Source organism: Microbacterium sp. Bi98, assembly GCF_918698045.1.
GTDB lineage: Bacteria > Actinomycetota > Actinomycetes > Actinomycetales > Microbacteriaceae > Microbacterium.
The window spans coordinates 38,321-62,660 of record NZ_CAKKLK010000013.1; the positions used below are offsets into that span (position 1 = coordinate 38,321).

Annotated in this window: 23 protein-coding genes and 1 riboswitch; of the genes, 14 read left to right on the forward strand and 9 right to left on the reverse strand. The window is 69.1% G+C overall.

Going from position 1 to position 24,340, the window contains the following annotated elements:
- Window positions 1-29: 29 nt before the first annotated feature.
- From LQZ85_RS15665 to LQZ85_RS15675, 3 genes are read right to left on the reverse strand one after another with little or no spacing between them, the layout of a single operon-like run.
- Window positions 30-875, reverse strand: coding sequence for a transglutaminase family protein (locus tag LQZ85_RS15665; RefSeq protein WP_053095423.1), 846 nt, complete (start codon window positions 873-875; stop codon window positions 30-32).
- Complete coding sequence (locus tag LQZ85_RS15670; RefSeq protein WP_053095422.1) at window positions 872-1,798, reverse strand: alpha-E domain-containing protein; 927 nt, start codon at window positions 1,796-1,798, stop codon at window positions 872-874. The genes LQZ85_RS15665 and LQZ85_RS15670 overlap by 4 nt, the downstream gene beginning before the upstream one ends.
- Window positions 1,792-3,480 carry a circularly permuted type 2 ATP-grasp protein gene (locus LQZ85_RS15675; protein ID WP_053095421.1) on the reverse strand — a complete coding sequence of 563 codons (1,689 nt, stop codon included), beginning with the start codon at window positions 3,478-3,480 and terminating at the stop codon, window positions 1,792-1,794. The genes LQZ85_RS15670 and LQZ85_RS15675 overlap by 7 nt, the downstream gene beginning before the upstream one ends.
- 204 nt (window positions 3,481-3,684) lie before the next feature.
- Here LQZ85_RS15675 and LQZ85_RS15680 point away from each other — a divergent pair, with 204 nt between their 5' ends.
- From LQZ85_RS15680 to LQZ85_RS15690, 3 genes are read left to right on the forward strand one after another with little or no spacing between them, the layout of a single operon-like run.
- Window positions 3,685-5,448 carry a thiamine pyrophosphate-binding protein gene (locus tag LQZ85_RS15680; protein ID WP_230101186.1) on the forward strand — a complete coding sequence of 588 codons (1,764 nt, stop codon included), beginning with the start codon at window positions 3,685-3,687 and terminating at the stop codon, window positions 5,446-5,448.
- Between the two features lie 27 nt (window positions 5,449-5,475).
- Complete coding sequence (locus tag LQZ85_RS15685; protein ID WP_230101187.1) at window positions 5,476-6,330, forward strand: PhzF family phenazine biosynthesis protein; 855 nt, start codon at window positions 5,476-5,478, stop codon at window positions 6,328-6,330.
- A 37-nt stretch (window positions 6,331-6,367) separates the two neighbouring features.
- A complete protein-coding gene (locus LQZ85_RS15690) occupies window positions 6,368-6,808 on the forward strand; it encodes an NUDIX domain-containing protein (protein WP_072590905.1) in 441 nt (146 codons plus the stop codon).
- Between the two features lie 19 nt (window positions 6,809-6,827).
- Here the strand turns inward: LQZ85_RS15690 and LQZ85_RS15695 are convergent, their stop codons facing one another.
- Together LQZ85_RS15695 and LQZ85_RS15700 are read right to left on the reverse strand one after the other, a co-directional pair.
- Window positions 6,828-7,208 (reverse strand): VOC family protein, encoded by a 381-nt coding sequence (locus tag LQZ85_RS15695; protein WP_072590904.1) that lies wholly within the window; start codon window positions 7,206-7,208, stop codon window positions 6,828-6,830.
- Window positions 7,209-7,367: 159 nt separating this feature from the next.
- Window positions 7,368-9,239, reverse strand: coding sequence for an FAD-dependent monooxygenase (locus LQZ85_RS15700; RefSeq protein WP_072590903.1), 1,872 nt, complete (start codon window positions 9,237-9,239; stop codon window positions 7,368-7,370).
- A 132-nt stretch (window positions 9,240-9,371) separates the two neighbouring features.
- On the opposite strand from LQZ85_RS15700, the gene LQZ85_RS15705 reads away from it, so the two are divergent.
- On the forward strand, window positions 9,372-10,073 hold the full coding sequence (locus LQZ85_RS15705; protein WP_230101188.1) for a helix-turn-helix domain-containing protein: 702 nt from the start codon (window positions 9,372-9,374) through the stop codon (window positions 10,071-10,073).
- Between the two features lie 92 nt (window positions 10,074-10,165).
- Here LQZ85_RS15705 and LQZ85_RS15710 read toward each other — a convergent pair whose 3' ends face one another.
- On the reverse strand, window positions 10,166-11,545 hold the full coding sequence (locus tag LQZ85_RS15710; RefSeq protein WP_053095414.1) for an MFS transporter: 1,380 nt from the start codon (window positions 11,543-11,545) through the stop codon (window positions 10,166-10,168).
- Window positions 11,546-11,699: 154 nt separating this feature from the next.
- Here LQZ85_RS15710 and LQZ85_RS15715 point away from each other — a divergent pair, with 154 nt between their 5' ends.
- The 8 genes from LQZ85_RS15715 to LQZ85_RS15750 are packed head-to-tail and all read left to right on the forward strand — an operon-like array spanning window position 11,700 to window position 20,182.
- On the forward strand, window positions 11,700-13,154 hold the full coding sequence (locus tag LQZ85_RS15715) for a fumarylacetoacetate hydrolase family protein (protein ID WP_230101202.1): 1,455 nt from the start codon (window positions 11,700-11,702) through the stop codon (window positions 13,152-13,154).
- Window positions 13,151-13,837 carry a GntR family transcriptional regulator gene (locus LQZ85_RS15720; RefSeq protein WP_053095412.1) on the forward strand — a complete coding sequence of 229 codons (687 nt, stop codon included), beginning with the start codon at window positions 13,151-13,153 and terminating at the stop codon, window positions 13,835-13,837. Before LQZ85_RS15715 ends, LQZ85_RS15720 begins: the two co-directional genes overlap by 4 nt.
- Complete coding sequence (gene hpaE / locus LQZ85_RS15725; protein ID WP_053095411.1) at window positions 13,834-15,330, forward strand: 5-carboxymethyl-2-hydroxymuconate semialdehyde dehydrogenase; 1,497 nt, start codon at window positions 13,834-13,836, stop codon at window positions 15,328-15,330. The genes LQZ85_RS15720 and hpaE overlap by 4 nt, the downstream gene beginning before the upstream one ends.
- 13 nt (window positions 15,331-15,343) lie before the next feature.
- Window positions 15,344-16,507 carry a 3,4-dihydroxyphenylacetate 2,3-dioxygenase gene (gene hpaD / locus LQZ85_RS15730; RefSeq protein ID WP_053095410.1) on the forward strand — a complete coding sequence of 388 codons (1,164 nt, stop codon included), beginning with the start codon at window positions 15,344-15,346 and terminating at the stop codon, window positions 16,505-16,507.
- A gap of 50 nt (window positions 16,508-16,557) precedes the next feature.
- Window positions 16,558-17,343: a fumarylacetoacetate hydrolase family protein gene (locus tag LQZ85_RS15735; protein WP_230101189.1), complete on the forward strand. Its 786-nt coding sequence runs from the start codon at window positions 16,558-16,560 to the stop codon at window positions 17,341-17,343.
- Window positions 17,328-18,131, forward strand: a complete 804-nt coding sequence (locus tag LQZ85_RS15740) for an HpcH/HpaI aldolase/citrate lyase family protein (RefSeq protein WP_230101190.1) — start codon at window positions 17,328-17,330, stop codon at window positions 18,129-18,131. The genes LQZ85_RS15735 and LQZ85_RS15740 overlap by 16 nt, the downstream gene beginning before the upstream one ends.
- Window positions 18,132-18,189: 58 nt before the next feature.
- Window positions 18,190-19,437: an MFS transporter gene (locus LQZ85_RS15745; protein WP_230101191.1), complete on the forward strand. Its 1,248-nt coding sequence runs from the start codon at window positions 18,190-18,192 to the stop codon at window positions 19,435-19,437.
- A gap of 22 nt (window positions 19,438-19,459) precedes the next feature.
- Window positions 19,460-20,182: a DUF6882 domain-containing protein gene (locus LQZ85_RS15750; protein WP_230101192.1), complete on the forward strand. Its 723-nt coding sequence runs from the start codon at window positions 19,460-19,462 to the stop codon at window positions 20,180-20,182.
- A 20-nt stretch (window positions 20,183-20,202) separates the two neighbouring features.
- Here LQZ85_RS15750 and LQZ85_RS15755 read toward each other — a convergent pair whose 3' ends face one another.
- Complete coding sequence (locus tag LQZ85_RS15755) at window positions 20,203-20,679, reverse strand: DUF4188 domain-containing protein (RefSeq protein ID WP_230101193.1); 477 nt, start codon at window positions 20,677-20,679, stop codon at window positions 20,203-20,205.
- 65 nt (window positions 20,680-20,744) lie between these two features.
- Here LQZ85_RS15755 and LQZ85_RS15760 point away from each other — a divergent pair, with 65 nt between their 5' ends.
- Together LQZ85_RS15760 and LQZ85_RS15765 are read left to right on the forward strand one after the other, a co-directional pair.
- Window positions 20,745-21,305, forward strand: coding sequence for a TetR/AcrR family transcriptional regulator (locus tag LQZ85_RS15760; RefSeq protein ID WP_230101194.1), 561 nt, complete (start codon window positions 20,745-20,747; stop codon window positions 21,303-21,305).
- Between the two features lie 61 nt (window positions 21,306-21,366).
- The gene (locus LQZ85_RS15765; protein ID WP_056277411.1) at window positions 21,367-21,921 is read left to right on the forward strand and encodes a hypothetical protein; all 555 of its coding nucleotides are present in this window, start codon (window positions 21,367-21,369) and stop codon (window positions 21,919-21,921) included.
- 102 nt (window positions 21,922-22,023) lie between these two features.
- Here the strand turns inward: LQZ85_RS15765 and LQZ85_RS15770 are convergent, their stop codons facing one another.
- Both LQZ85_RS15770 and glyA read right to left on the reverse strand, forming a co-directional pair.
- Window positions 22,024-22,902: a bifunctional methylenetetrahydrofolate dehydrogenase/methenyltetrahydrofolate cyclohydrolase gene (locus LQZ85_RS15770; RefSeq protein ID WP_056277410.1), complete on the reverse strand. Its 879-nt coding sequence runs from the start codon at window positions 22,900-22,902 to the stop codon at window positions 22,024-22,026.
- Window positions 22,899-24,173 carry a serine hydroxymethyltransferase gene (gene glyA, locus LQZ85_RS15775; RefSeq protein WP_053095402.1) on the reverse strand — a complete coding sequence of 425 codons (1,275 nt, stop codon included), beginning with the start codon at window positions 24,171-24,173 and terminating at the stop codon, window positions 22,899-22,901. The genes LQZ85_RS15770 and glyA overlap by 4 nt, the downstream gene beginning before the upstream one ends.
- Window positions 24,174-24,208: 35 nt before the next feature.
- Window positions 24,209-24,293, reverse strand: a riboswitch (ZMP/ZTP riboswitch).
- Window positions 24,294-24,340 lie beyond the last annotated feature (47 nt).

The window sequence follows — 24,340 nt, forward strand, 5'->3', positions numbered from 1 at the left end:
ACCACTCGAACTCCCGCCACGCCGTCGCCTCAGCCGAGGCGCGTGACCTCGACCGAGACGAACAGCTCGGAGGCGCTGGGTCCCGCGTACACCCCGCGCAGCGGTGCGACATCGGCGTAGTCCCGACCGTGGCCGACATAGACGTGCGATTCGCCGATGTCGACGAGGTTGGTGGGGTCGTATCCGCGCCACTCGCCGGAGTACCACTCGACCCAGGCGTGCGACTCCCCCGTCACAGCCTGTCCGATCGCCGCCGTCGGATCGGGATGCAGGTACCCCGACACGTAGCGCGCCGGGATCCCCGCGGCGCGCAGCACGCCCAGCGCCACATGAGCGATGTCCTGGCAGACGCCGGACCGGGTGGGCCACGCGTCGCGGGCGGTCGAGCTCACGCCGGTGACGCCGCTGCGATACTCCATGGCCTCCCCGACGGTGCGGCAGATCTCCCGGGCCGTCTCGTCGACGCCACCACCCTCCGCTTCGATGTGCAGGGCGAGGTCGCGCATCTCGTCATCCGGAGCGGTGGCAGGCGTCTGCGCCACGCATTCCGCGAGTTCGAGCGATTGGGGTATCCGGGCTGCCAGTTCGTCCCAGTCGATGTCCGCCTCTCCCGTCGGCAGCGGCCTCACATCCACCACGCTCGTCGCGGTGACCGAGAGCATCTGATGCGGGGTCAGCAGCTCGAACGTCGAGACCCGGGTGTCCCAGTAGTCGGTGTACGAGTGCTGGGTCGCGGTCGGCGATATGTCGAGCGTCGCCTGCAGCACGAACTGTCCGTCCCGGGAGTGCGGCAGCATCCGCGCCTCGTTGTACGACGCCGTCGCCGGCTGCTCGTAGCGGAAGCCGGTGCGGTGAACGATCTTGAGCCGACTCACAGCGCCTCTCCGATCCACACCGGCATCGCGATCGAGGGGAAGTACCGCTCCCTGATCGCGTCGCTCGCCACCGACATCCCCACCTGGACCTCCTCCATGCTCTCCGACAGCCGATGCACGGTGTCTCCGATCGGTCGGTACTCGAGCTCCGACCGCATGCGTCCCAAGACGCGATGCGCCCGATCGGGCACGCCGAACGCACCCGCCGGATCGATACCGCGCAGACACTCCTCGGCCTGGAGGATGCTCGAGAGCACCGATCGGGGGAACAGCCGGTCGATCAGGAGGAACTCCACGGCGGACGCTCCCGTGGGCACCGCCCGGTGGCTGCGCAGATGGGCTTCGTACGCCCCGCAGCTGCGCAGCAGCGTCGTCCAGCTCGGCCCGCCTGCCTCGGTCAGCGACCGCGTCGCCAGCAGCCGCGCCGTCATGTCCGCGCGCTCGATCGAGCGGCCGAGCACGAAGAAGTGCCAGGCCTCATCCCGGCTCGTCGAGGAGTCGACGACCCCGAAGGCCAGCGCCGACCGATCACGCACCCAGCGGAAGAACGGGTGCGTCTTGTCCGAGGCGATCCGCCGCGGCATCCGTGCGTTCGACTCGTTCAGCGTCTCCCAGAGGTCCGTCGAGATGATCTCGCGCGCTCGACGAGCGTTCTCCCGCGCCGCCGCGATCGAATGGGCGATCGACGCGGAGTGCTCACGATCCAGCGCGAGCAGCCGCACGACGTCGTCCCGGCTCAGCACGGTGCCGGCATCCGCCGTCGTCCCCATCACCGACAGGAGCGCCCGACATGCGGTGTCCTCCTCGACCCACGGATCCTCGAGCAGCAGCTGCAGGTGCACATCGAGGATGCGGGCGGTGCCGTCGGCGCGCTCGACGTAGCGGCCGATCCAGAACAGCGCCTCGGCGATGCGACTCAGCATCCTGCGCCTCCCTGCTGCTGCTGCTGCTGTTGCTGCTGTTGCTGCTGGTGGTGACGCAGGTCCAGGTCCTCGTCCTGCGGAGACGAGAGGAAGGGCGGATGCGGTTCCTCACGCGCCGGAGCGACCACGGCGATCGCCCCGGTCGCCAGCGACACCTCGTCTGCGGCGGCGTCCGGGTCTCCGTCCAGAGTCGACGTCGGCCCGGTGAAGAGCGACGGATCCAACACCCAGGTGTCCTTCGACCCTCCACCCTGGCTCGAGTTCACGACGAGCTGCCCCTCGGGCAGAGCGACGCGAGTGAGACCGCCGGGCAGCACCCAGATGTCGTGCCCGTCGTTCACGGCGAAGGGTCGCAGATCGACGTGTCTCGGGCGGAATCCGTCCTCCACGAGCGTCGGGATGGTCGAGAGCTGCACGACCGGCTGGGCGATCCAGCCTCGGGGATCCGCCCGCAGCGACCGACGCAACTCGTCCAGCGTCTCGCGCGACGCGTCGGGGCCGACGACCAGCCCCTTCCCGCCGGATCCGTCGACGGGCTTCACCACCAGCTCGTCGAGCCTGTCGAGCACCTCCTCCAGCGCGTCCGGCTCCTCGAGCCGCCAGGTGTCGACGTTCGGGATCACCGGCTCCTCTCCCAGGTAGTAGCGGATCAGATCGGGGACGTACGTGTACACGAGCTTGTCGTCGGCCACGCCGTTGCCGACGGCGTTCGCGAGCGTCACGGTGCCGAGGCGCGCCGCGAGCATCAGCCCCGGCGCGCCCAGCACCGAGTCCGGACGGAACTGCTGCGGGTCGAGGAACTCGTCATCGACCCTGCGGTAGATCACGTCCACCCGCGTCGGCCCCGAGGTCGTGTGCATCCACACCCGACCGCCCGAGCAGAAGAGATCTCGTCCTTCGACGAGCTCGATGCCCATCATGCGAGCGAGCAGGGTGTGCTCGTAGTACGCCGAGTTGTGCACCCCGGGGGTCAGCACGACGACGGTCGGATCATCGACGCCGTCCGGCGCCGCCGCACGCAGCGCCTGGAGCAGCCGGCCCGGGTAGTCGACGACGGGACGCACGCGCAGGCTGGTGAACAGCTCGGGGAGCGTCTGCGCCATCACCCGGCGATTCGCGAGCACGTAGCTGACGCCGCTCGGCACGCGCACGTTGTCCTCGAGCACGCGCCAGGCTCCGAGCTCGTCGCGGATGACGTCGATCCCCGCGACATGGATGCGCACGCCGTTCGCTCCGACGATGCCGGCCGCCTGACGGTGGAAGTGCGCGGAGGAGCTGATCAGCGACGAGGGGATCACGCCGTCCTGCACCGCGTGCTGCCGACCGTAGACGTCGGCAAGGAAGGCCTCGAGCGCACGCACCCGCTGCTTCACCCCCGACTCGACATAGCGCCAGTCGTCGGCGGCGACCACGCGAGGCACCACGTCGAGCGGGAACGGACGCTCCTCCCCGGCGAAGTCGAACGTCACCCCCTGCGCGAGGTACGAGCTGGCGAGCGCGTCGGTCCGTGCCCTCAGCTCGGCGTCGTCCATGCTCGCGAGCGCGGGATACATGTCCTGATAGGGCAGGCGCACTCCCCCACCACCGGGCTGCGCATCGGCAGGGAACATCTCGTCCCACGGCGCGGCCCCCGCTCGCTGCGGCGACCGGCGCGAGGTGTATCCGTCGAACAGTGACTCCATGGCCGCATGTTTCCGTGTCGCGGTTTCGGCGGTGTTACGCGCGCAAGTCGGCGCCGCGTCGGCACGGGCGCGATAGGATCGACGCGTCCGGCGCTCTCCGACGCCGGTGCCTGAAAAAGAGGCACGAAGCTCCCCACGATGACGCGGGGGCGAGACACATACGGAATACGAACGTTCTCCGTCCCTGTCTCGAAAGGCTTTCGCATGCCCTCCGTCTCCGCGCACGTCGCACTCACTCTCGCCCAGCACATCGACGCCGTCTTCGGTGTGATGGGCAACGGCAACGCCTACTTCCTCGACGCGATCGAGACCCAGACGAATGCCGTCTTCACGGCCGTCCGTCATGAGCAGGGCGCAGTGGTCGCCGCCGATGCGCACTTCCGCGCGTCCGGCAGGATCGCCGCGGGCACCTCGACCTACGGCGCCGGTTTCACGAACACCCTCACAGCACTCGCCGAGGCCGTGCAGGCGCATGTCCCCCTCGTGCTGGTGGTGGGCGACGAGCCGACGTCCGGCCCTCGTCCATGGGACGTCGACCAGATCGCCCTGGCCTCGGCGGTCGGTGCCCGCACCTATACGGTCGGGCACGCGGATGCCGCAGCGACCACCGTCATCGCGATCGAGCACGCACTGACCTACCGCGTGCCCGTCGTGCTGGCGATCCCCTACGACGTGGCCTCACGCGAGGCCGGCCCGGTGCCCGAGGCTCCGCTGCCGCGCATCCCCGCGCCGCTCGCGCCGCGCGGCGAGTTCGCCGAGGGCACGCTCGACGAGATCGCCCAGGCGCTTCACGGAGCATCGCGCCCCTTCCTGCTGGCGGGTCGCGGCGCCTGGCTCGCGGGGGCCGGTGCGGCGCTCGGCGAGCTGGCGACCCTCACCGGCGCTCTGACGGCCTCCTCAGCGCTGGGGCGCGGTGTCTTCCCCGACACCCGGTTCGACCTCGGCGTCACGGGAGGATTCGGGGCCGACGGCGCCATGGAACTCGTGCGCACCGCCGATGTCGCCGTCGTGTTCGGCGCCTCCCTGAACCAGTTCACGATGCGATTCGGCGAACTCTTCGCACCGGGCACCAGGGTCTTCCAGATCGACATCGCGCCCGCAGCCACGCACCCGCACGTCGGCGGCTTCGTGCGTGCGGATGCTCGCGTGGCGGCCGAGGAGCTCGTCGCCCGGGTCGGCTCGCTCGGCTCCGGCGCCGCCCCTGAGAGCGGTTCTGCCGAGCACGGCCTCGGAGCGGAGGCGCACCGCACCGAGACTCCGACTGTCCAGCACGGCGAGTCGCACCCGGCATCCGACGCTGTGCCCGCACAGCCGTGGCGCGAGACGGTCGACGTCGAGGCCGCACGCGCGTACGACGAGGGCGACGAGCTCGCTCCCGACGGACGCCTCGACCCCCGCTCCGCCGCCCGCCGCATCGCCGAGCTCCTGCCCTCCGATCGCGTCGTCGTCTCCGACGGCGGGCACTTCATCGGCTGGGCGAACATGTACTGGCCGGTCGAGGCCCCCGACCGCATGATGATGGTCGGCACCGCCTTCCAGTCGATCGGGCAGGGCTGGCCGAGTGTCGTCGGCGCGGCCCTCGCCCGCCGCGAGTCGACCGTCGTACTGACGTCGGGCGACGGCGGCGGACTCATGGCGATCGCCGACCTCGAGTCGGCCGTGCGCGCGGCAGCGGGTCGAGGCATCGCCGTGATCTGGAACGACGCCGCCTACGGTGCCGAGGTCAACCTCTACGGGCTCAAGGGGCTCGCCGAGGGCCCGATGCGCATCCCCGAGGTCGACTTCGCGGCGTTCGGCGCCGCGGTGGGCGCGGAGGGCGTCGTCGTGAAGACGCTCGCAGACCTCGCTCGACTCGCCACATGGACGCAGGAGGATGCTGCGACGCGGCGGTTCCTGCTGCTCGACCTGCGCATCTCGGGTGACGTGATCGCGCCGTACCAGCAGGAGATCATCCGGGTGAATTCCTGACCTCGCCGAGTCGCTAGGCTCCTCGTCATGACCGAGAATTCCGGAGTCCTGCGATACAGCGCATTCGCCGCGACGCCCGACGGCGGCAACCCCGCGGGAGTCGTACTCGATGGCTCAGATCTGAGCGACGAGCAGATGCAGCGGATCGCCGTGGATGTCGGATTCTCCGAGACCGCCTTCCTCGTCGCACGCACCGATGGCGACGGTGTGCCGCGCTACCGGGCGCGTTACTGGTCGCCGTCGGCTGAGGTGCCGTTCTGCGGACACGCGACCGTCGCGACGGCGGTCGCCCTCGCCGAGCGCGACGGGCCGGGCGATGTCGTGTTCGACACGAACGCGGGCGCTGTGACGCTGCGCTCGACGGTGGATCGGGATGGCGCGGTGACCGTGTCGTTCACGAGCGTCGAGCCGCAGGTGCGCGATCTCGACTCCGACGTGCTCGACCGGTTCCTCGCGCTGCTCGGACTCACCCCGGCGGATCTCGATGAGCGCTTCCCCGCCAAGGAATCGTTCGCCGGCAACTGGCATCCGATCGTCGTGCTCCGTGATCGGGACCTGTTCGATCAGTTCCGCTTCTCGCCCGCCGAGGTCGCCGCACTCATGCGCGAGCAGGGGTGGTTCGGCACCTCGACAGTGCTGCACGCGGCGAGCACCGCCGACTTCGATGCCCGCAACCTCTTCCCGGTGGGACGGATCACCGAGGACCCGGCGACGGGCTCGGCGGCTGCATCGGTCGGGGCGTATCTGCGCGACCTCGGACACCCGGCGACGACCGTCCGCATCCATCAGGGCGCTCACGTGCGTCGTCCGAGCCTCTTGACCGTGACGATCCCGCCGACCGGCGGAATCGAGGTCTCCGGCGGGGCGTCCCTCCTGACCTGAGCCCGTCGTCACACACCCGCTGCGTTAGCCTTCCGAGATGCCTGCCATCCGCAACATCGCCGTCGGCCTGCCCGTCAAGGACGGACACCTGCTCGCGCTCGAAGGGCACGACGCCTCGCGCGGCCTGGACTTCCTCCGGGCGATCGGCGGCGGGATCGAATTCGGTGAGACCGCCGCAGAAGCTCTCGGTCGCGAGTTCATGGAGGAGCTCGGCGTCACTCTCGAGGGCGCCGAGCCACTCGGCGTCTTCGAGAACATCTTCACGTACGAAGGCGCGCCCGGTCACGAGATCGCCCATGTGTTCGCGGTGACATCCGCCGAGCTGGATGCGGTGCCCCTCGACGCCGAGCTTCACATCCTCGACGAGGGCAGCCCGGTTCGCTGGGTGCCGATCGACGACATCCGTGCCGGCACCCGCGTCCTGTTCCCCGAGGGCGCACCGGAAGCGCTGCTCACCCTCGTCGAGCGCGTCCGGTGAGCGTCCGGATCACAGCACGTCAGGACTGCGCGCCGTAGTCGGGAAGCTCCTGCAGTGTCCAGGTGTTGCCGTCGGGGTCGTCGAAGGTGACGAAACGGCCCCACGCCTGCTCATCGACCCCCTGCGCCTCGACGCCGAGGCCCTTCAGGTGCGCCAGCGCCTCATCGGCATCCGGAACGACCACCTGGATCGTGTTCTGCTGCCCAGGGAGCAGTCCCTCGCCCAGGTTGGTGCCGAAGGCGATCGAGCAGGCCGACCCCGGCGGTGTCATCTGCACGAACCTCAGGCCCTCGTAGGGCACCTGATCATGATCGGCGTGGAAGCCGATCCTCTCGTAGAACTCCTTCGACCGGTCGACATCCGAGACCGGGACGAAGATCAATTCGATCTTCCACTCCATCGCGCATTCCTCCTGTCGGGGCGCCTTCGCCCATCGGCCCTCAGAGTACGCGGGGCCTCCGACACCCGCCAGAGACTCTCGCCCGCAGCAGTCTGCGCTCGTCACTGACGCCCGATGGGGAGGAGATCTGCGATCGCAGATGCCCTCCGGATCGCAGGCTCAGGATGCCGGCAGCAGCGCCCCCTCGAAGAACGACGCCAGCTCGTCCGTCGCGTCGAGGGGCAGGATCGCGGCGACGTACTGATCGGGCCGCACCACGACGATGACACCGTCGCGCGACAGCTCCCGCGCCTCGAAGATGTCGGTCTCGGTCCACTTCGACGGGCCGGCCGCGTAGACCTTCTCCCAGTCGGTGAGCCCGAGCGGACCGGTCTTCGGCTGGAACAGCGCAGGCGCCGAGGTGACCTCGACCTCCTCGTGCGGCTGCTGGTAGATCGCCTTGACGTCGAAGACGGCATCGGTGTCGGCATCCGCAGGCGTGAACCGGGAGAGCACCGGAGCCGCCGACTCGGCCCACGCGTCGAGCGTCGCCGCATCGCGACCCGCGAACGCGTAGACGCGCCAGCGCCCGTCCGCCTTGGCGTGGTGCCCGAGATGGATCGCGTTGCCGTCGCCCACCCGCACGACCTCGGCCGACTTGAAGCGCTTGCCGAGGGGGAAGCCGCCCGCAAGTGCCTGATGTGCGTCCGAGCCGGTGATCATCGACGAGGTGTACTGCGTCATGAAGCCGGAGGGGAACTCCGCCGTCGCCAGGTAGTACGTCGCGAGGTCCGTGGGGTCGGTGATCTCCGACGGCTTGCGCGCCATCAGGGTCGACCACTCCCGATCGAAGTCGATGAGCTGCTGCGCGACCGGCCGACGCTCAGCACCGTAGGTCGCGAGCAGCGCCTCGGGCGCCCGACCGGTCAGTACCGATCCGAGCTTCCAGCCGAGGTTGAATCCGTCCTGCATCGACACGTTCATGCCCTGGCCGGCCTTCGCGCTGTGGGTGTGGCAGGCATCGCCCGTGAGGAACACGTGCGGCGTGCGACCCGACCCGTCGATCACGTCGTCGAACCCGTCGGTGACCCGGTGGCCGACCTCGTAGACGCTGTGCCACGCGACCTCCTTCACGTCCAGCGTGTAGGGGCTGAGGATCGCGTTCGCCTTGGCGATGATGTCCTCGATGGGCGTCTGCCGCACGCGGTGGTCGTCGTCCTCGGCGACCTCGCCGAGGTCGATGTACATCCGGCTGAGGTACCCGCCCTCCCGCGGGATGTGCAGGATGTTGCCCGCCTCCGAGTTGATCGCGCACTTGGTGCGCCAGTCGGGGAAGTCGGTGTTCACGAGGACGTCCATGACACCCCAGGCATGCGCAGCGCTGCCGCCGACGTGCGTGCGGCCGATCGCCTGGCGCACGCCGCTGCGTGCGCCGTCGCAGCCGACGACGTACTTCGCGCGGATCGTGCGCTCTTCGCCGGTCCGCTCCCCTGCGACGTAGCGCAGGGAGACCTCGACCGGGTGCTCGCCCTCGTCGTGCACGGTGAGTCCGGCGAATTCGATGCCGTAGTCGGGCGCGATGCGGCCGGGACCGTTCGACGCCGCCTCGGCGAAGTAGTCGAGCACGCGTGCCTGGTTGACGATGAGGTGCGGGAACTCGCAGATGTCGTAGGCGTAGTCCGCCGTCCGCGACGTGCGGACGATCTCGTCGGGCTTCTCGGGATTCGGACCCCAGAAGTTCATCCAGCCGATGTTGTAGGCCTCGGCGATGATGCGCTCGGCGAATCCGAACGCCTGGAACGTCTCGACGCTGCGCGGCTGGATGCCGTCGGCCTGCCCGAGCACCAGACGACCCTCGCGCTTCTCGATGATGCGCGTGGAGATGTCGGGATACTGCGACATCTGCGCCGCGAGCAGCATGCCGGCGGGACCCGAGCCGACGATCAGCACATCGATCTCGTCGGGGAGGTCGGCGGGCCGGTCCGCGCCGAGCCCCGCGGCGTCCTTCACGCGGGGGTCTCCGGAGACATAGCCGTGGTGGTGGAACTGCATCGTCGTCGATTCCTTCCGGACTTCTCTGTCAGGTGTTGCCTTCGAACGGCGCGTGTTCTATATTCGAACACAACGTTCTACTATTGAACACAGCTTAGGGACGGTCGTCTCGAAACGCAAGGGAGCGCACGCATGCCCGAAGGCACTCCGGCCTCGCAGACCCTGAGTCGCGGCATCCGCATCCTGGAGGTTCTCGCCGATGCGCGGATCCCCCTCACGATCGACGAGATCGCCGCGCGACTCGACGTGCATCGCTCGGTCGCCTATCGCCTGCTGCGCACCCTGGAAGACCACCGACTCATCGGAAGGGACGCCTCAGGCGCCGTGACCCTGGGACCGCGCATGGCCGCGCTGGCAGCGGGCGTGGCTCACGATCTGCAGGCCGAGGCCATCCCCGAGCTGACCGCGATCGCCAACGAGCTCGGCATGACCTGCTTCCTCGGCGTGCTCGACGGCGATGACTGCATCACGCTCGCGAGCATCGAGCCCCGCCACGCGATCGCGAGCGTCGCCCAGCGACCGGGCGCCAGGCACTCCGTCACGGTCGGAGCGCCCGGCAAGGCGATCCTCACGCAGCTCCCGGTGCCCCAGTGGCCCGGAGAACCGGGGGCGACACTGTGCGCAGAGGTCGACCGGGCTCGCGCCCGCGGATATGCGACGAGCCATGACGAGGTCATCCCCACCGTGCAGTCCGTCGCCGTGCCCCTCGTGCTGCGCGGCCAGCGGCCCGCGGCGATCGCGGTCGTCCACGTCGCGACCGCCCTCGACGACGCCGAGATCGCGGACCGCCTGAGGCGCTCGGCATCCGCGATCCGCGACGCGCTCGACGGCTGAGCGCTCGGCGGCGGAGAACCGGACCGACGCTCTCCTGCACACGCATGAACGCACGCCCGCCAGGCGGACGTGCGCTCGTGCGTGGATGCGGGTCAGGCCCTGGCGAGCCCGCGGATCGGGCTCACGGACTGCTCCTCCTCGTGATCCGGCCCCAGCGGGATGCCCGAGCGATCACGCAGCAGCAGCGTCGCCACGAGGCCGAGCAGCGTCATGCCGGCGAGATACCACGTGACGGCCTGCGTCGAGCCGGTCGCCTGCACGATGGCGGTCGCGATGGTCGGCGCGAACGCACCGCCGGCGATGGCGCCGATCGCATACGAGATCGAGACGCCCGAGAAGCGGATGCTGGCGGGGAAGAGCTCGGTGTAGAGCGCCGCCTGCGGCCCGTAGGTGAAGCCGAGACCGATCGTGAGGATCGCGAGGCCGGCGAACAGCAGTCCGACCTGGCCGGTGTTCACGAGCGGGAAGAGCGTGAACACACCGACGAGCTGCATCACCCAGCCGATGATGTAGGTGGTGCGCCGACCGATGCGGTCCGACAGCCACCCGGCGATGAGCGTCGTGATGAGCCAGGTGACGGCCGAGCCGGTGACCGCCCACAGCACCGGTCCGCGCTCGAGACCGATCGGGCCCTCGGGGTTGGTGGCGTAGCCCTGGATGTATCCGCCGGTCGTCATGTACCCGACCGCGTTGTTGCCGGCGAAGACGAGGGCGGCGACGATGACGAGCAGGAGGTGCTTGCGGAACAGCTGCACGATCGGCATGCTCGCCTTCTCCTTGCGCTCGGCGAGCTCGATGAACACCGGGCTCTCCTCGACCTTGCGGCGCACGTAGTAGCCGACCAGGATCAGGACGACGCTGAGCAGGAACGGGATGCGCCAGCCCCACTGGATGAACTGGTCTCCGGGGGCGATCGCCGTCATCAGCGCCATCACTCCCGACGCGAGCAGCAGACCGAGCGGCACACCGATCTGGGGCGACGCGCCGAAGATCCCGCGCTTCTTCTTCGGGGCGTGCTCGACGGCCATCAGCACCGCACCGCCCCACTCGCCTCCGGCCGAGATGCCCTGCAGGATGCGCAGCAGCACCAGCAGGATGGGTGCGGCGATCCCGATCGCGTCGTAGGTCGGCAGGACTCCGATGAGCGCGGTCGCCGCTCCCATCAGGATCAGCGTCCACATGAGAACGGTCTTGCGCCCGAGCTTGTCGCCGTAGTGTCCCGCGAGGAACGCTCCGAGCGGGCGGAAGAGGAAGCTGACGCCGACGGTGGCGAAGGCGATCAACGCGCTGTTCGCGCCGAGCGGCTCGAAGAAGAGCTGCCCGAAGACCAGCCCGACCGCCGTGGCGTAGATGAAGAAGTCGTACCACTCGACCGTGGTGCCGACGACGGTGGCGAACACGACCCGGCGCCGATCGGCCGGTGTCGCGATGGTTCCGGTGGGTGTGAACCCAGCCTGTGACTGCCCGCTCATAGGGGTGTCTCCTTTGATTGTGACCGCATTGTCACGGCTCGCGTCCGAGGTGTGTCGAGTTGCTTGCCGAGGGGTGACACGATGATATATGATTTCGAATACGACGCACAAGGCGTCGACGTGAAGCGCGAGGAGGCGCCCCGTGACGGCATCCATGACCCGCCCCGGCAAGATCATCGCGATCCATCTGAGCTACGCGTCCCGTGCCGACCAGCGCGGCCGGCGCCCCGCAGCTCCCTCCTACTTCTTCAAGCCGGCGAGTTCCGTCGGTGTCTCCGGGGGCACGGTCGAGCGCCCGGCCGGCACCGAGCTGCTCGCCTTCGAGGGCGAGATCGCGCTCGTCATCGGCACCCCTGCCCGCCGCGTCTCGCTCGATGACGCGTGGAGCCATGTCGGCTGGGTCACCGCCTCGAACGACCTCGGCCTCTACGACCTGCGCGCCAACGACAAGGGATCCAACGTGCGCTCCAAGGGCGGCGACGGCTACACGCCTCTCGGCCCCGAGCTGATCGACGCCCGCGCGATCGACCCCGCGGCCCTGCGTGTCCGGGCCTGGGTCAACGGCGACCTGCGTCAGGACGACACCACCGCCGGCCTCATCTTCCCCCTCGCCCAGCTGGTCGCCGACCTCTCTCAGCACTTCACGCTCGAACCCGGCGACGTCATCCTCACCGGCACGCCGGCGGGTTCCTCCGTGATCGTCCCCGGCGATGTGGTCGAGATCGAGGTGGATGCTCCGGATACCGAGGGCTCCCCCTCCTCGGGACGCCTGGTGACCACCGTCACGCAGGGCGATGTGCCCTTCGACGCCGAGGTCGGCTCGCTTCCCGCCGTCGACGACCTGCAGCGCACCGAGGCATGGGGCTCCCGCGAAGACGCGGGTCTGCCGCCTGAGGCCACGTCCGCGCTGTCCCCCGAGCTCCGCGCCAAGCTGATGGAAGCTCCGACAGCCGGCCTCTCGTCGCAGCTGCGCAAGCGCGGACACCACTCGTGCTTCATCGACGGCGTCTCTGCGAACCTCCCCGGCAGCAAGATCGTCGGCACGGCCAAGACGCTGCGTTTCGTGCCGTTCAGAGAAGACCTGTTCGCGAGCCATGGCGGCGGATACAACGCCCAGAAGCGGGCGTTCGACGCCGTCGGCGAGGGCGAGATCATCGTGATCGAAGCGCGCGGCGACGCGACCACCGGAACACTGGGCGACATCCTCGCGCTCCGCGCCCGCGCCCGCGGAGCCGCCGGAGTCGTGACCGACGGCGGTGTGCGCGACTTCGATGCGGTCGCCGAGATCGGCCTCCCGGTCTTCTCGCAGGGCGCTCATCCCTCGGTCCTCGGACGCAGGCACGTGCCGTGGGACTCCGACGTCACCATCTCGTGCGGCGGCGCCACGGTCCAGCCGGGCGACATCATCGTGGGCGACGGCGACGGCGTCATCGTGATCCCTCCCTCGCTCGCCGAGCAGGTCGCAGACGATGCTCTCGCGCAGGAGATCGAGGACGCGTGGATCGCCGAGCAGGTCGCCGCCGGACATCCGGTCGACGGCCTCTTCCCGCTCAACGCCGCGTGGCGGGAGAAGTACGAAGCCGCCACCGGCACCGGTGCCGGCTCATGACGACGGTGGCGAACTCCAGCAAGTCGGAGCAGGCGTACGCCTGGATCCGCTCACGGATCTCGGGACACGTCTTCGGCCCCGGTTACCGTCTGGTGCTGGGATCGTTGGCGGAAGAGCTCGGGATGAGCGTCGTGCCGGTGCGTGAAGCGATCCGCCGGCTCGAAGCCGAGGGCCTCGTGACGTTCGAGCGCAACGTGGGCGCGCGGGTGACCCTCGTCGACGAGAGCGAATACGCGCACACGATGCAGACGCTCGGGCTGGTCGAAGGCTCGGCCACCGCCCTCTCCGCTCCCTTCCTCGACGCCGAGGCGCTCGACGCCGCGGAGGCGGTGAACGAGCGGATGATCCAGATGCTCGGTCATCTCGACGCCCACGCGTTCACCGAGCTCAACAGGCAGTTCCATTCGCTGCTCTTCGAACCCTGCCCGAATCCGCACCTGCTCGACCTCGTGCACCGCGGCTGGGCGCGGCTGTCCGGCATCCGGGATTCGACCTTCGCCTACGTGCCCGGCCGGGCTCAGCACTCGGTCGAGGAGCACGCGCAGATCCTCGAGCTGATCCGAACGGGCGCCGACCCGCTCGAGATCGAGCTCGCCGCCCGCAACCACCGCCTGCGCACGAGGGACGCCTTCCTCGACGCGCTGCACACCCGTTCTCACCACAACTCAGGAGACGAGTCATGACCGATTCCCGCATCCCCGCAGACCTGCCCGACCACATCCAGCACTACATCGACGGAGCGTTCGTCGACTCCGTCGACGGTGACACGTTCGATGTGCTCGATCCGGTGACGAACAAGACCTACACGACCGCAGCCGCCGGCAAGAAGGCCGACATCGAGCTCGCCGTCGCCGCTGCCACGCGCGCGTTCGACGAGGGCCCCTGGCCGCGGATGCTGCCGCGGGAGCGCTCGCGGGTGCTGCACAGGATCGCCGACATCGTCGAGTCGCGGGATGCCCGCCTCGCCGAGCTCGAGTCGTACGACTCCGGCCTGCCGATCACCCAGGCGCTCGGCCAGGCCCGCCGCGCGGCCGAGAACTTCCGCTTCTTCGCCGACCTGATCGTCGCCCAGTCCGATGACGCCTTCAAGGTTCCCGGCAAGCAGATGAACTACGTCAACCGCAAGCCGATCGGCGTCGCCGGCCTCATCACGCCGTGGAACACGCCGTTCATGCTCGAGTCGTGGAAGCTCGGCCCCGCACTCGCGACCGGCAACACCGTGGTGCTCAAGCCCGCCGAGTTCACGCCGCTCTCCGCCTCGCTCTGGGCGGGCATCTTCGAGGAGGCCGGGCTGCCGCAGGGCGTGTTCAATCTCGTGAACGGCCTCGGCGAAGACGCCGGAGACGCCCTCGTGAAGCACCCCGACGTGCCGCTCATCTCGTTCACGGGCGAGAGCTCGACCGGACAGCTGATCTTCGGCAACGCCGCACCGTTCCTCAAGGGCCTGTCGATGGAGCTCGGCGGCAAGTCCCCCGCCGTCGTCTTCGCCGATGCCGATATCGAGGCCGCGGTCGACGCGACGATCTTCGGCGTGTTCTCCCTCAACGGCGAGCGCTGCACCGCCGGCTCCCGCATCCTCGTCGAGCGCTCCATCTACGAGGAGTTCGTCGAGCGCTACGCCGCCCAGGCGAAGCGCGTGAAGGTCGGCTACCCGCACGACCCCGCCACCGAGGTCGGCGCGCTCGTGCACCCCGAGCACTACGACAAGGTGATGAGCTACGTCGAGATCGGCAAGACCGAGGGCCGCCTCGTCGCCGGCGGCGGCCGCCCCGAGGGCTTCGACGAGGGCAACTTCGTCGCGCCGACGGTGTTCGCCGACGTCTCCCCCGATGCCCGCATCTTCCAGGAGGAGATCTTCGGCCCCGTCGTCGCCATCACCCCGTTCGACTCCGACGACGAGGCGCTCTCGCTCGCGAACAACACGAAGTACGGCCTGGCCGCCTACATCTGGACGAACGACCTGAAGCGCGCCCACAACTTCGCGCAGTCCGTGGAGGCGGGCATGGTGTGGCTGAACAGCAACAACGTGCGCGACCTGCGCACCCCCTTCGGCGGCGTCAAGGCTTCGGGCCTGGGCCACGAGGGCGGCTACCGCTCGATCGACTTCTACACCGACCAGCAGAGCGTGCACATCACGCTCGGCGGCGCGCACAACCCGACCTTCGGCAAGAACTGAGCAAGGACCCGACATGACCGACAAGACTGCGAAGACGCTGACCTCCTCGGGCTACTACGTGAGCCAGGAGGCTCCGATCGAGACCGCCAACCCGATCGCGACGCCCGAGAGCACTCCCCCGGACGTGCTGCGCTGCGCCTACATGGAGCTGGTCGTCACCGACCTCGCGGCCTCGCGGGTGTTCTACGTCGACGTCCTGGGGCTGTATGTCACCGAAGAGGACGACGAGGCGATCTACCTCCGCTCGACCGAGGAGTTCATCCACCACAACCTCGTGCTGCGCAAGGGGCCGATCGCCGCTGTCGCCGCGTTCTCCTACCGCGTGCGCTCGGCTGAGGATCTCGACCTCGCCGTGGCGTTCTACACCGAGCTCGGCTGCGACGTGCGCCGCAACCCGGAGGGCTTCGTCAAGGGCGTCGGCGACTCGGTGCGCGTGGTCGACCCGCTGGGCTTCCCCATCGAGTTCTTCCACCAGTCCGACCACGTCGAGCGCATGTCGTGGCGCTACGACCTGCACATCCCGGGCGAGCTCGTTCGACTCGACCACTTCAACCAGGTCACCCCCGACGTGCCCCGCGCCGTGAAGTTCATGCAGGATCTGGGGTTCCGCGTCACGGAGGACATCCAGGACGATGAGGGCACCGTGTATGCGGCGTGGATGCGTCGCAAGCCCACCGTGCACGACACCGCGATGACCGGCGGCGACGGTCCGCGCATGCACCACGTCTGCTTCGCGACGCACGAGAAGCACAACATCTTGGCGATCTGCGACAAGCTCGGAGCCCTCCGCCGCTCCGACGCGATCGAGCGCGGCCCGGGCCGTCACGGCGTCTCGAACGCGTTCTACCTCTACCTCCGCGACCCCGACGGTCACCGTGTCGAGGTCTACACGCAGGACTACTACACGGGCGACCCCGACAACCCCGTCATCACCTGGGATGTGCACGACAACCAGCGCCGCGACTGGTGGGGCAACCCGGTCGTCCCGTCCTGGTACACCGAGGCCTCGCTCGTGCTCGACCTCGACGGCAACCCGCAGCCCGTCGTCGCCCGCACCGACGACTCCGAGATGGCCGTCACGATCGGTGCCGACGGCTTCTCGTACACGCGACCCGGCGACGACGAGGCCATGCCGGAATACAAGCAGGGCGAGTACAAGCTCGGCCACCAGCTCTGATCGATTCATCCGCAGGTTCGCACGCAGGTTCGCACACAGAGGAGAGACGGATGCTGTCAGCAGACATCGTCGCGCAGATCGCCGGAGAGCTCGCCGAGGCCGACCGGACCCACTCGGTGATCCCCCGGATCACCGCCCGGTACCCGGACGCGACGGTCGAGGATTCATACGCGATCCAGGGGGTCTGGCGCGACTCGCAGATCGCCGCGGGACGCCGTCTCGTCGGACGCAAGATCGGATTGACGTCGAAGGCGATGCAGCAGGCCACCGGCATCACCGAGCCCGACTACGGGGTGATGTTCGACGACACCGTCTACGAGTCGGGTGCCGAGATCCCGGTCGACCACTTCTCGAACGTGCGCATCGAGGTCGAGCTCGCGTTCGTGCTCAAGCATCCGCTCGAGGGGCCCGACTGCACGCTCGACGACGCCCTCGCCGCGATCGACTACGCCGTGCCGGCGCTCGAGGTGCTGAACTCGCACATCGAGCTCGAGGGCAGGACGATCGTCGACACGATCAGCGACAACGCCGCCTACGGGGCCATGGTCCTCGGCGATGTGCACAGGCGCCCGGACGAGATCGACCTGCGATGGGTGCCCGGCGTGCTCTCGCGCAATGGCGAGATCGAGGAGACCGGAGTCGCCGCCGGCGTGCTGGGCCACCCCGCCACCGGCGTCGCCTGGCTCGCGAACAAGTTCCACCAGCACGGCGCGCGTCTCGAGGCCCGCGAGGTCATCCTGGCAGGATCGTTCACACGCCCGATGTGGGTGTCTCGCGGCGATCAGGTGCTGTGCGACTACGGACCGATGGGAACGATCGAATGCCGCTTCATCTGAGCCCCTCCTTCCGCGAGCATCTCGCCGTCTCCGATCGCCCGCTCATCGGGATGTGGGCGTGCTCAGGCAGTGCCCTCGTCACCGAGGTGGCTGCGGGCTCCGGCCTCGACTGGCTGCTGATCGACATGGAGCATTCGGCCAACACGCTCGAGTCCACGCTGCTGCAGCTGCAGGTCGTCGCCGCCTATCCGATCACCCCGGTGGTGCGCGTGCCGTCCAACGACACCGTGGCGATCAAACAGGTCCTCGACCTCGGAGCACAGAACCTCATCGTCCCGATGGTCTCGTCGGCCGAGGAGGCACGCGCGGCCGTCTCGGCGACCCGCTATCCGCCAGAGGGTGTCCGAGGAGTCGGGAGCGCGCTCGCCCGCAGCGCCCGCTGGAACCGGGTCGACGGCTACCTGCGCGACTCGGCGCGGCACACCTCCCTCATCGTGCAGATCGAGACGGTCGCCGGGGTGGAGGCCGCCTCCGAGATCGCGGCGGTCGAGGGCGTGGACGCCGTGTTCGTGGGCCCGTCCGACCTCTCCGCGTCGATGGGCCTGCTCGGGCAGCAGACGCATCCGGATGTCGTCGCCGCCGTCGAGCAGGTGTTCGCCGCGGTCGCGGCCGCAGGCACGCCCGTCGGTGTGAACGCCTTCGATCCCTCCGCCGCCGATGCGTACACCGCCGCCGGCGCGGACTTCGTGGCGGTCGGTGCCGACGTGGCGATGCTGGCACGCGCATCCGAGGCTCTGGCCGCCCGCTTCATCCCGGCATCCGACGACACGACCCGCGCCAGCTACTGACGCCTGCCGCTGCCCTCGAGTGGCAGGATTGACGGATGCAGAGCAGCGACGAGCGGTCATGATCCGCGCCCTCGCAGCGATGCAGGACCGAGGATTCCGCTGGTTCTTCCTCGCCCGCGCCATCACTCTGATCGCAGGGTCGATGTCGTCGATCGCGCTGGCCTTCGCCGTGCTCGAGATCGACAACGACGCACGCTCGCTCTCCCTGGTCCTGGCCGCCTTCACCGTCAGCAACATCGTCTTCCTGCTCTTCGGCGGCGTGATCGCCGACCGGCTGCCTCGCGCGCTGATCATCCAGTCCTGCTACGTCATCGACATCCTGACGGTCGGCGCGATGGCCGCCCTCCTGTTCAGCGGCACAGCCACGGTTCCCCTGCTCGCTCTGCTGTCGGTGGTGAACGGTGCGTCCACCGCGTTCGTCCTCCCCGCCATGCAGGGGATCATCCCGCAGCTGACCTCCCCCGAGCACCTGCAGCAGGCCAACGCGATGCTGTCGTTCGTGCGCTCGGCGACCACGATCGGCGGCCCGATCATCGCGGGCATCGTCGTGGCCGCGGCCGGCCCCGCCTGGGCCATGGTCGTGCAGGCGATCGGCTGGGTCATCGCGATCCCCGTCCTGGCGATGGTCCGACTGCCTCCGCCTGATCATGCGGGCGGAACCACGATGTTCCACGACCTCAGGATCGGGTGGCAGGAGTTCTGGAGTCGCACGTGGCTGTGGGTCATCGTTCTCGCCTTCATGGTCATGAACGCGATCCACATCGGCGCGTGGGGCGTCGTCGGTCCGTACATCGCCAAGAACGACGAACGGCTCGGCATCGCCGGCTGGGGGTGGGTCGTCAGCGCCGAAGGCGTCGGCATCCTGCTCATGACCCTCGTCCTGATGTGGTTCCCGCTGAAACGCCCCCTGCGCTACGGCATGATCGGCATGGCCGCGTTCGCGATCCCGCTCACCGTCCTCGGCGTGCACCCCGCGGTGGTGCTGCTCGCCATCGCCGCCTTCCTCGCCGGCGCCGGGGCCGAGGTGTTCAGCACCGGGTGGAACCTCGCGATGATGGAGAACATCCCGGGCGACAAGCTGTCCCGCGTCTCGAGCTACGACATGCTCGGCAGCTTCGTCGTGATGCCGATCGGCACCCTCGTCTACGGCTGGCTGATCACCCGCAGCGATGTCGAGACGGTGCTGGTCACCTCGGGGATCCTCTATGCCGTGCTCGCCGCCGTGACACTGGTGGTACCGAGTGTCTGGCGGATGGGCCGCCCCTCCGATGCAGTGTCCCCGCGCTCGGAGTTGGCGGATTCATAGCAATCCGGGCGAGACTGTGGGCATGACCTTCGCCGCGCTCCAGCCGCTCGCAGACCGTGCCGCACTGTTCTCCGCCCTCCGTCAGGACTCCCTGGCCACCGCCCTCGAGGACCTCGGTGACAATCGATGGGATGCCGACATGGCGGCGGGCACCCTCACCTTCACCTCGAACGCCGATGCCACGCGCCGGCTCGTGGCCCGCGCCCACCTCGTCGCGACGATCGCCCCCGGTCCCCGCTCGCTGCTCTGGGCGTGGGCGCACCCGCAGGGCGACCCTGCCGGCATCGCCGGCCAGCTGCGCGATTACGGCAGGGAGCACGGCATCCCGGAGCTGAGCGAGCAGGAGCTCCCCTTCCCCGCGGACGCCGCCGGCGACGCCGACTGGATCACCACAGCCGCCCACACGGTCGGCGCGGTCGCGGTCGAGCTCACCGGTCGAGCGCCCTACTACCTCGCGCCGGTCGGCGGGGGCACGTACGCCGTCTTCCTGCTCGATGCGCCGCTCCCCGCCCTGACCGTCGCCGCAGCCTCCATCGCCCTTCCGCGGATCCTCTCGGGCCTGGCTCTGCCTGATGCCCGGACGGCGGTCTGGGACGCCGCCCGTCTCGCCGGGTGGAACCTCACGTGGACCGACGAGGCGTTCTCGGGGGCCACGGTCGCCGACGGCACGGGCACTGCGACCTTCCGCTTCGACGAGCAGGCTCGCATCACGAACATCGAGAGCAGCCTGCACCCCCAGGGCTGAGCTCTGATGACGCCGGCGCGTCAGCGACCCATCCGCTGGCGCGCCGTCTTCATGCCCGGCCCCACGGGGACGTGCGCGGTCGCCGCCGCGAGTCCGAATGCCGGCATGTCGACGTAGACGGCCTCCAGATCCGCTGTCGGCACCTGATAGGTCTCATGCCACACGCCGACGCTCCCCGTTCCCTGCAGCGTGCGCATGAAGTCGCGCCAGGGCTGCAGATGGGGTGCGTCGCGGTCGGCGGCGAACCGCTGCAGATGCCCCGGACTCTCCCAGTACGACAGCAGGATCGTCGTGCGACCGAACCAGCTGTGCACTCCGAGCATCCCCGCCTCCGGGTGCGTCACGAGATGCTGCAGCATCGGGGGCATCTTGCTGGCCGTCCGCCACACCCTGCCGAGCTGCCACCACCGATTGGCTCGCATCCCGATCAGGAAGACCGTCACATCCGATCGTTCCGGAGCGGCCGTGAACCTGCCGGGGAAGACGTGCTGAGTCATGCGCTCTCCTTGGAACATCGTTACGTAACTGCGTTATGCAACAACGTTACGATAAGATCGATCCCATGGCAAGACCTCCCCTGTACGACGACGCCCTGCGCGACCGCCTGCTCGACGCGACGGCCGAGATGGTCGACGACAAGGGCCCCGAGCGGATCAGTCTCCGCGACATCGCACAGAACGCCGGCACCTCGACCTCAGCGGTCTACGCGCTGTTCGGCGGGAAGACCGAACTGCTCGTCGCGGTCATCGAGCACGGCTTCGCGTCGTTCGGCGAGGCGCAGGCCACGGCCGAACCGGAAGGGCTCCGCGCACTCGGATTCGCGTATCGGACGTGGGCGATGGAGAATCCCGCGCTCTACCGCCTCATGTTCGGCGGCGCAGTGGCGACCGCGGACTGCCGCCCCGATGACGCGACCATGAGCACGGCGATGGCGCCGCTCGTGCGCGCGCTCGCGGCCCGCGTCGACGAACCGCAGGTCATGGCCGCCGCTCTCACCGTCTGGGCGCAGGTGCATGGAGCCGTGAGCCTCGAACTCGCCGGGGTCACTCCCCCGCTCGTCCCGTGGGACTCCGTCTACGGCACCGTGGTCGATGCGGTCGAACGCGCGTTTCCCGCACGCTGATCCCCACCAGGCTCCGCACGGAGATGCCGCGGCATCCGAGAGTGTGTGGAATTCTGGTCAGATGAAGAACGGAATCGTCCGGTTCGCCGCACTCTACGTGTTCAACGTCGCGGTGCTGCTGCTCATCGGCCTGCTGTCGTCGGGTGTCTCTGTCGGGTTCACCGCGCTGTGGGCGGCCGTCATCCTGACGCTCGCGGCGCTCTTCGTGAAGCCGCTGCTCACCGCGGCGTTCCGCAACGCGGCGGCGAAGTCCGCGGCCGATCGCACGAGGACCGGCGAGAAGGTCGTCCAGTACGTCCTCGTCTATCTCGTCGAGCTGCTCATCTGGGTGGCCGTCGTCTGGCTGAGCGGCGTCCGCGCCTCGGGCTTCTGGAGCTACGCGCTCCCGCCGCTCTTCCTGCTGTTCGGCTGGATGATCTACGACCAGGTCGACGACAGGCTGCGGGCGAAGGCCGGCGAGCTGTACGACGCCGTGCAGGGCAAGGTGTCGCGCCGCAAACCGGCGCCCGCAGCCTCCACGCCCGCCCCGGAGACGACCGCCGCCGCGGAGGCGCGGGAGGAGCTCCACGACGGTCTGACCCCGGAGCAGCGGCGGATGCTCGACGAGCTGGGCTGAACGCAGACGGTCCCGATCCCGGGCCTCACCCCGATCCGCAGGCGGATCGGAAGGGGAAGCCCACGGATCGGGACCGACGATGCAGATCGAGACCGGCGACGGTCAGACCAGGCGTTCCGCCGCCTCGACGACGTTGGTCATGAGCAGGGCGACGGTCATCGGACCGACTCCGCCCGGGTTCGGCGACACCCAGCCCGCGACCTCGGCGACATCCGGGTGCACGTCTCCGAAGACGAGGTTCTTGCCCGTCTCGGGGTCGGTCTCGCGGGTCACGCCGACGTCGAGCACGGCGGCCCCCGGCTTGACGTCCTCGGCGCGGATGAGGTGCTTGACGCCCGCGGCGGCGACGATGACGTCGGCCTCCCGCAGGTACCGCGGCATGTCGACCGTGCCGGTGTGCGTGAGCGTGACCGTCGCGTTCAGGTCGCGTCGCGTCAGCAGCAGGCCGATCGAGCGACCGATCGTCACGCCTCGTCCGACGACCACGACGTGCTTGCCGGCGAAGTCGTAGCCGTTGCGCAGCAGCAGCTCGATGACACCGCGCGGCGTGCACGGCAGCGGGGTGTGGATCGGGTTGTTGACGTTGAGCACGAGTCGACCGAGGTTGGTCGGGTGCAGTCCGTCCGCATCCTTAGCCGGGTCGATCCGCTCGAGGATCGCGTCCGTGTCGATGTGCTTCGGCAGCGGCAGCTGCACGATGTATCCGTGGCAGTCCGGATCGGCGTTGAGCTCGTCGATCAGCGCCTCGACGTCGGCCTGGGTGGCATCGGCCGGCAGCTCGCGTTGGATCGAGTTCATCCCGATCGCCTCGGACTGACGGTGCTTCATACCGACGTAGAGCTGAGATGCCGGGTCGGCTCCGACGAGAACGGTCGCGATGCCGGGCACCACGCCCTTCGCCTTCAGCGCGGCGACCCGTTCGGTGAGCTCGGCCTTGATCGCGGCCGACGCCGCCTTGCCGTCGAGGATCTTCGCGGTCACTGCTGCAGGTCCGGGTAGAGCGGGAAGCCTGCGGCGAGCGCATCGACACGCGCACGGAGCGCCTCGACGTCGGCGCCGGGGAGCAGCGCGAGTGCGATCACGTCGGCGACCTCGGTGAACTCGGCGTCGCCGAAGCCGCGGGTGGCGAGTGCCGGCGTCCCGATGCGCAGACCCGAGGTGACCATCGGCGGGCGCGGGTCGTTCGGCACCGCATTGCGGTTGACGGTGATGTGGATGTCGTGCAGCAGGTCCTCGGCCTGCTTGCCGTCGATCGCGGCGTCACGCAGGTCGACGAGCACCAGGTGCACGTCGGTGCCGCCGGAGCGCACCCCGATGCCGGCATCCTTCACATCCTGCTGCGAGAGACGCTCGGCGAGGATGGACGCTCCGCGCAGCGTGCGCTCCTGGCGCTCCTTGAACTCCGGGGTGCCCGCGAGCTTGAACGCCGTCGCCTTCGCGGCGATCACGTGCATCAGGGGGCCGCCCTGCTGCCCCGGGAACACAGCCGTGTTGAGCTTCTTCGCGAGGTCGGCGTCGTTCGTCAGGATGAAGCCCGAACGGGGGCCGCCGATCGTCTTGTGCACGGTCGACGAGACGACGTGGGCGTGCGGCACCGGGTTCGGGTGGAGGCCGGCGGCGACGAGGCCGGCGAAGTGCGCCATGTCGACCCAGAGCAGCGCGCCGACCTCGTCGGCGATCGCACGGAAGGCGGCGAAGTCGAGCGTGCGCGGGTATGCCGACCAGCCGGCGATGATGACCTTCGGCTTGTGCTCGAGGGCGAGGCGACGCACCTCGTCCATGTCGATGGTCGAGGTCTCGGGGTCGACGCCGTAGGCGACGATGTCGTACAGACGGCCGGAGAAGTTGATCTTCATGCCGTGAGTGAGGTGACCGCCCTGGTCGAGGGCGAGGCCGAGCAGCGTGTCGCCGGGCCGAGCGATCGCGTGCAGCACGGCGGCGTTCGCGGATGCTCCCGAGTGCGGCTGGACGTTGGCGAACTCCGCGCCGAACAGGTCCTTGGCGCGCTGGATCGCGAGCTCCTCCGCGACGTCGACCTCTTCGCAGCCGCCGTAGTAACGACGGCCGGGGTATCCCTCGGCGTACTTGTTCGTCAGCACCGAGCCCTGGGACTGGAGCACGGAGACGGGCACGAAGTTCTCGGATGCGATCATCTCGAGGAACGTCTGCTGCCGTGCGAGCTCTCGGTCGAGGACCTGTGCGATCTCGGGGTCGACCTCGGAGAGTGGGGCGTTGAAGTAACGGTCGGTCATGACATGCTCCTCTGACAACGGATTCGAAGGGTGTACCTATCGGCCCAGGCGCGCGGTCGAATTCCGTGGTCAGTCGCTCCCCGGTGGTAGTCCACCCAGACGCCAGTCGCGACGTGAGAAAGCATAGCGGATTTCCCTGTGCTGCCGACTCTGCGCACGGTAGGTTT

Excerpts from the sequence above, each read along its gene's own strand:
- LQZ85_RS15670 (WP_053095422.1), bottom strand. The coding sequence starts at position 1,798 with ATGCTGAGTCGCATCGCCGAGGCGCTGTTCTGGATCGGCCGCTACGTC.
- LQZ85_RS15675 (WP_053095421.1), bottom strand. The coding sequence starts at position 3,480 with ATGGAGTCACTGTTCGACGGATACACCTCGCGCCGGTCGCCGCAGCGA.
- LQZ85_RS15680 (WP_230101186.1), top strand. The coding sequence starts at position 3,685 with ATGCCCTCCGTCTCCGCGCACGTCGCACTCACTCTCGCCCAGCACATC.
- LQZ85_RS15685 (WP_230101187.1), top strand. The coding sequence starts at position 5,476 with ATGACCGAGAATTCCGGAGTCCTGCGATACAGCGCATTCGCCGCGACG.
- LQZ85_RS15690 (WP_072590905.1), top strand. The coding sequence starts at position 6,368 with ATGCCTGCCATCCGCAACATCGCCGTCGGCCTGCCCGTCAAGGACGGA.
- LQZ85_RS15695 (WP_072590904.1), bottom strand. The coding sequence starts at position 7,208 with ATGGAGTGGAAGATCGAATTGATCTTCGTCCCGGTCTCGGATGTCGAC.
- LQZ85_RS15700 (WP_072590903.1), bottom strand. The coding sequence starts at position 9,239 with ATGCAGTTCCACCACCACGGCTATGTCTCCGGAGACCCCCGCGTGAAG.
- LQZ85_RS15705 (WP_230101188.1), top strand. The coding sequence starts at position 9,372 with ATGCCCGAAGGCACTCCGGCCTCGCAGACCCTGAGTCGCGGCATCCGC.
- LQZ85_RS15710 (WP_053095414.1), bottom strand. The coding sequence starts at position 11,545 with ATGAGCGGGCAGTCACAGGCTGGGTTCACACCCACCGGAACCATCGCG.
- LQZ85_RS15715 (WP_230101202.1), top strand. The coding sequence starts at position 11,700 with ATGACCCGCCCCGGCAAGATCATCGCGATCCATCTGAGCTACGCGTCC.
- LQZ85_RS15720 (WP_053095412.1), top strand. The coding sequence starts at position 13,151 with ATGACGACGGTGGCGAACTCCAGCAAGTCGGAGCAGGCGTACGCCTGG.
- hpaE (WP_053095411.1), top strand. The coding sequence starts at position 13,834 with ATGACCGATTCCCGCATCCCCGCAGACCTGCCCGACCACATCCAGCAC.
- hpaD (WP_053095410.1), top strand. The coding sequence starts at position 15,344 with ATGACCGACAAGACTGCGAAGACGCTGACCTCCTCGGGCTACTACGTG.
- LQZ85_RS15735 (WP_230101189.1), top strand. The coding sequence starts at position 16,558 with ATGCTGTCAGCAGACATCGTCGCGCAGATCGCCGGAGAGCTCGCCGAG.
- LQZ85_RS15740 (WP_230101190.1), top strand. The coding sequence starts at position 17,328 with ATGCCGCTTCATCTGAGCCCCTCCTTCCGCGAGCATCTCGCCGTCTCC.
- LQZ85_RS15745 (WP_230101191.1), top strand. The coding sequence starts at position 18,190 with ATGATCCGCGCCCTCGCAGCGATGCAGGACCGAGGATTCCGCTGGTTC.
- LQZ85_RS15750 (WP_230101192.1), top strand. The coding sequence starts at position 19,460 with ATGACCTTCGCCGCGCTCCAGCCGCTCGCAGACCGTGCCGCACTGTTC.
- LQZ85_RS15755 (WP_230101193.1), bottom strand. The coding sequence starts at position 20,679 with ATGACTCAGCACGTCTTCCCCGGCAGGTTCACGGCCGCTCCGGAACGA.
- LQZ85_RS15760 (WP_230101194.1), top strand. The coding sequence starts at position 20,745 with ATGGCAAGACCTCCCCTGTACGACGACGCCCTGCGCGACCGCCTGCTC.
- LQZ85_RS15765 (WP_056277411.1), top strand. The coding sequence starts at position 21,367 with ATGAAGAACGGAATCGTCCGGTTCGCCGCACTCTACGTGTTCAACGTC.
- glyA (WP_053095402.1), bottom strand. The coding sequence starts at position 24,173 with ATGACCGACCGTTACTTCAACGCCCCACTCTCCGAGGTCGACCCCGAG.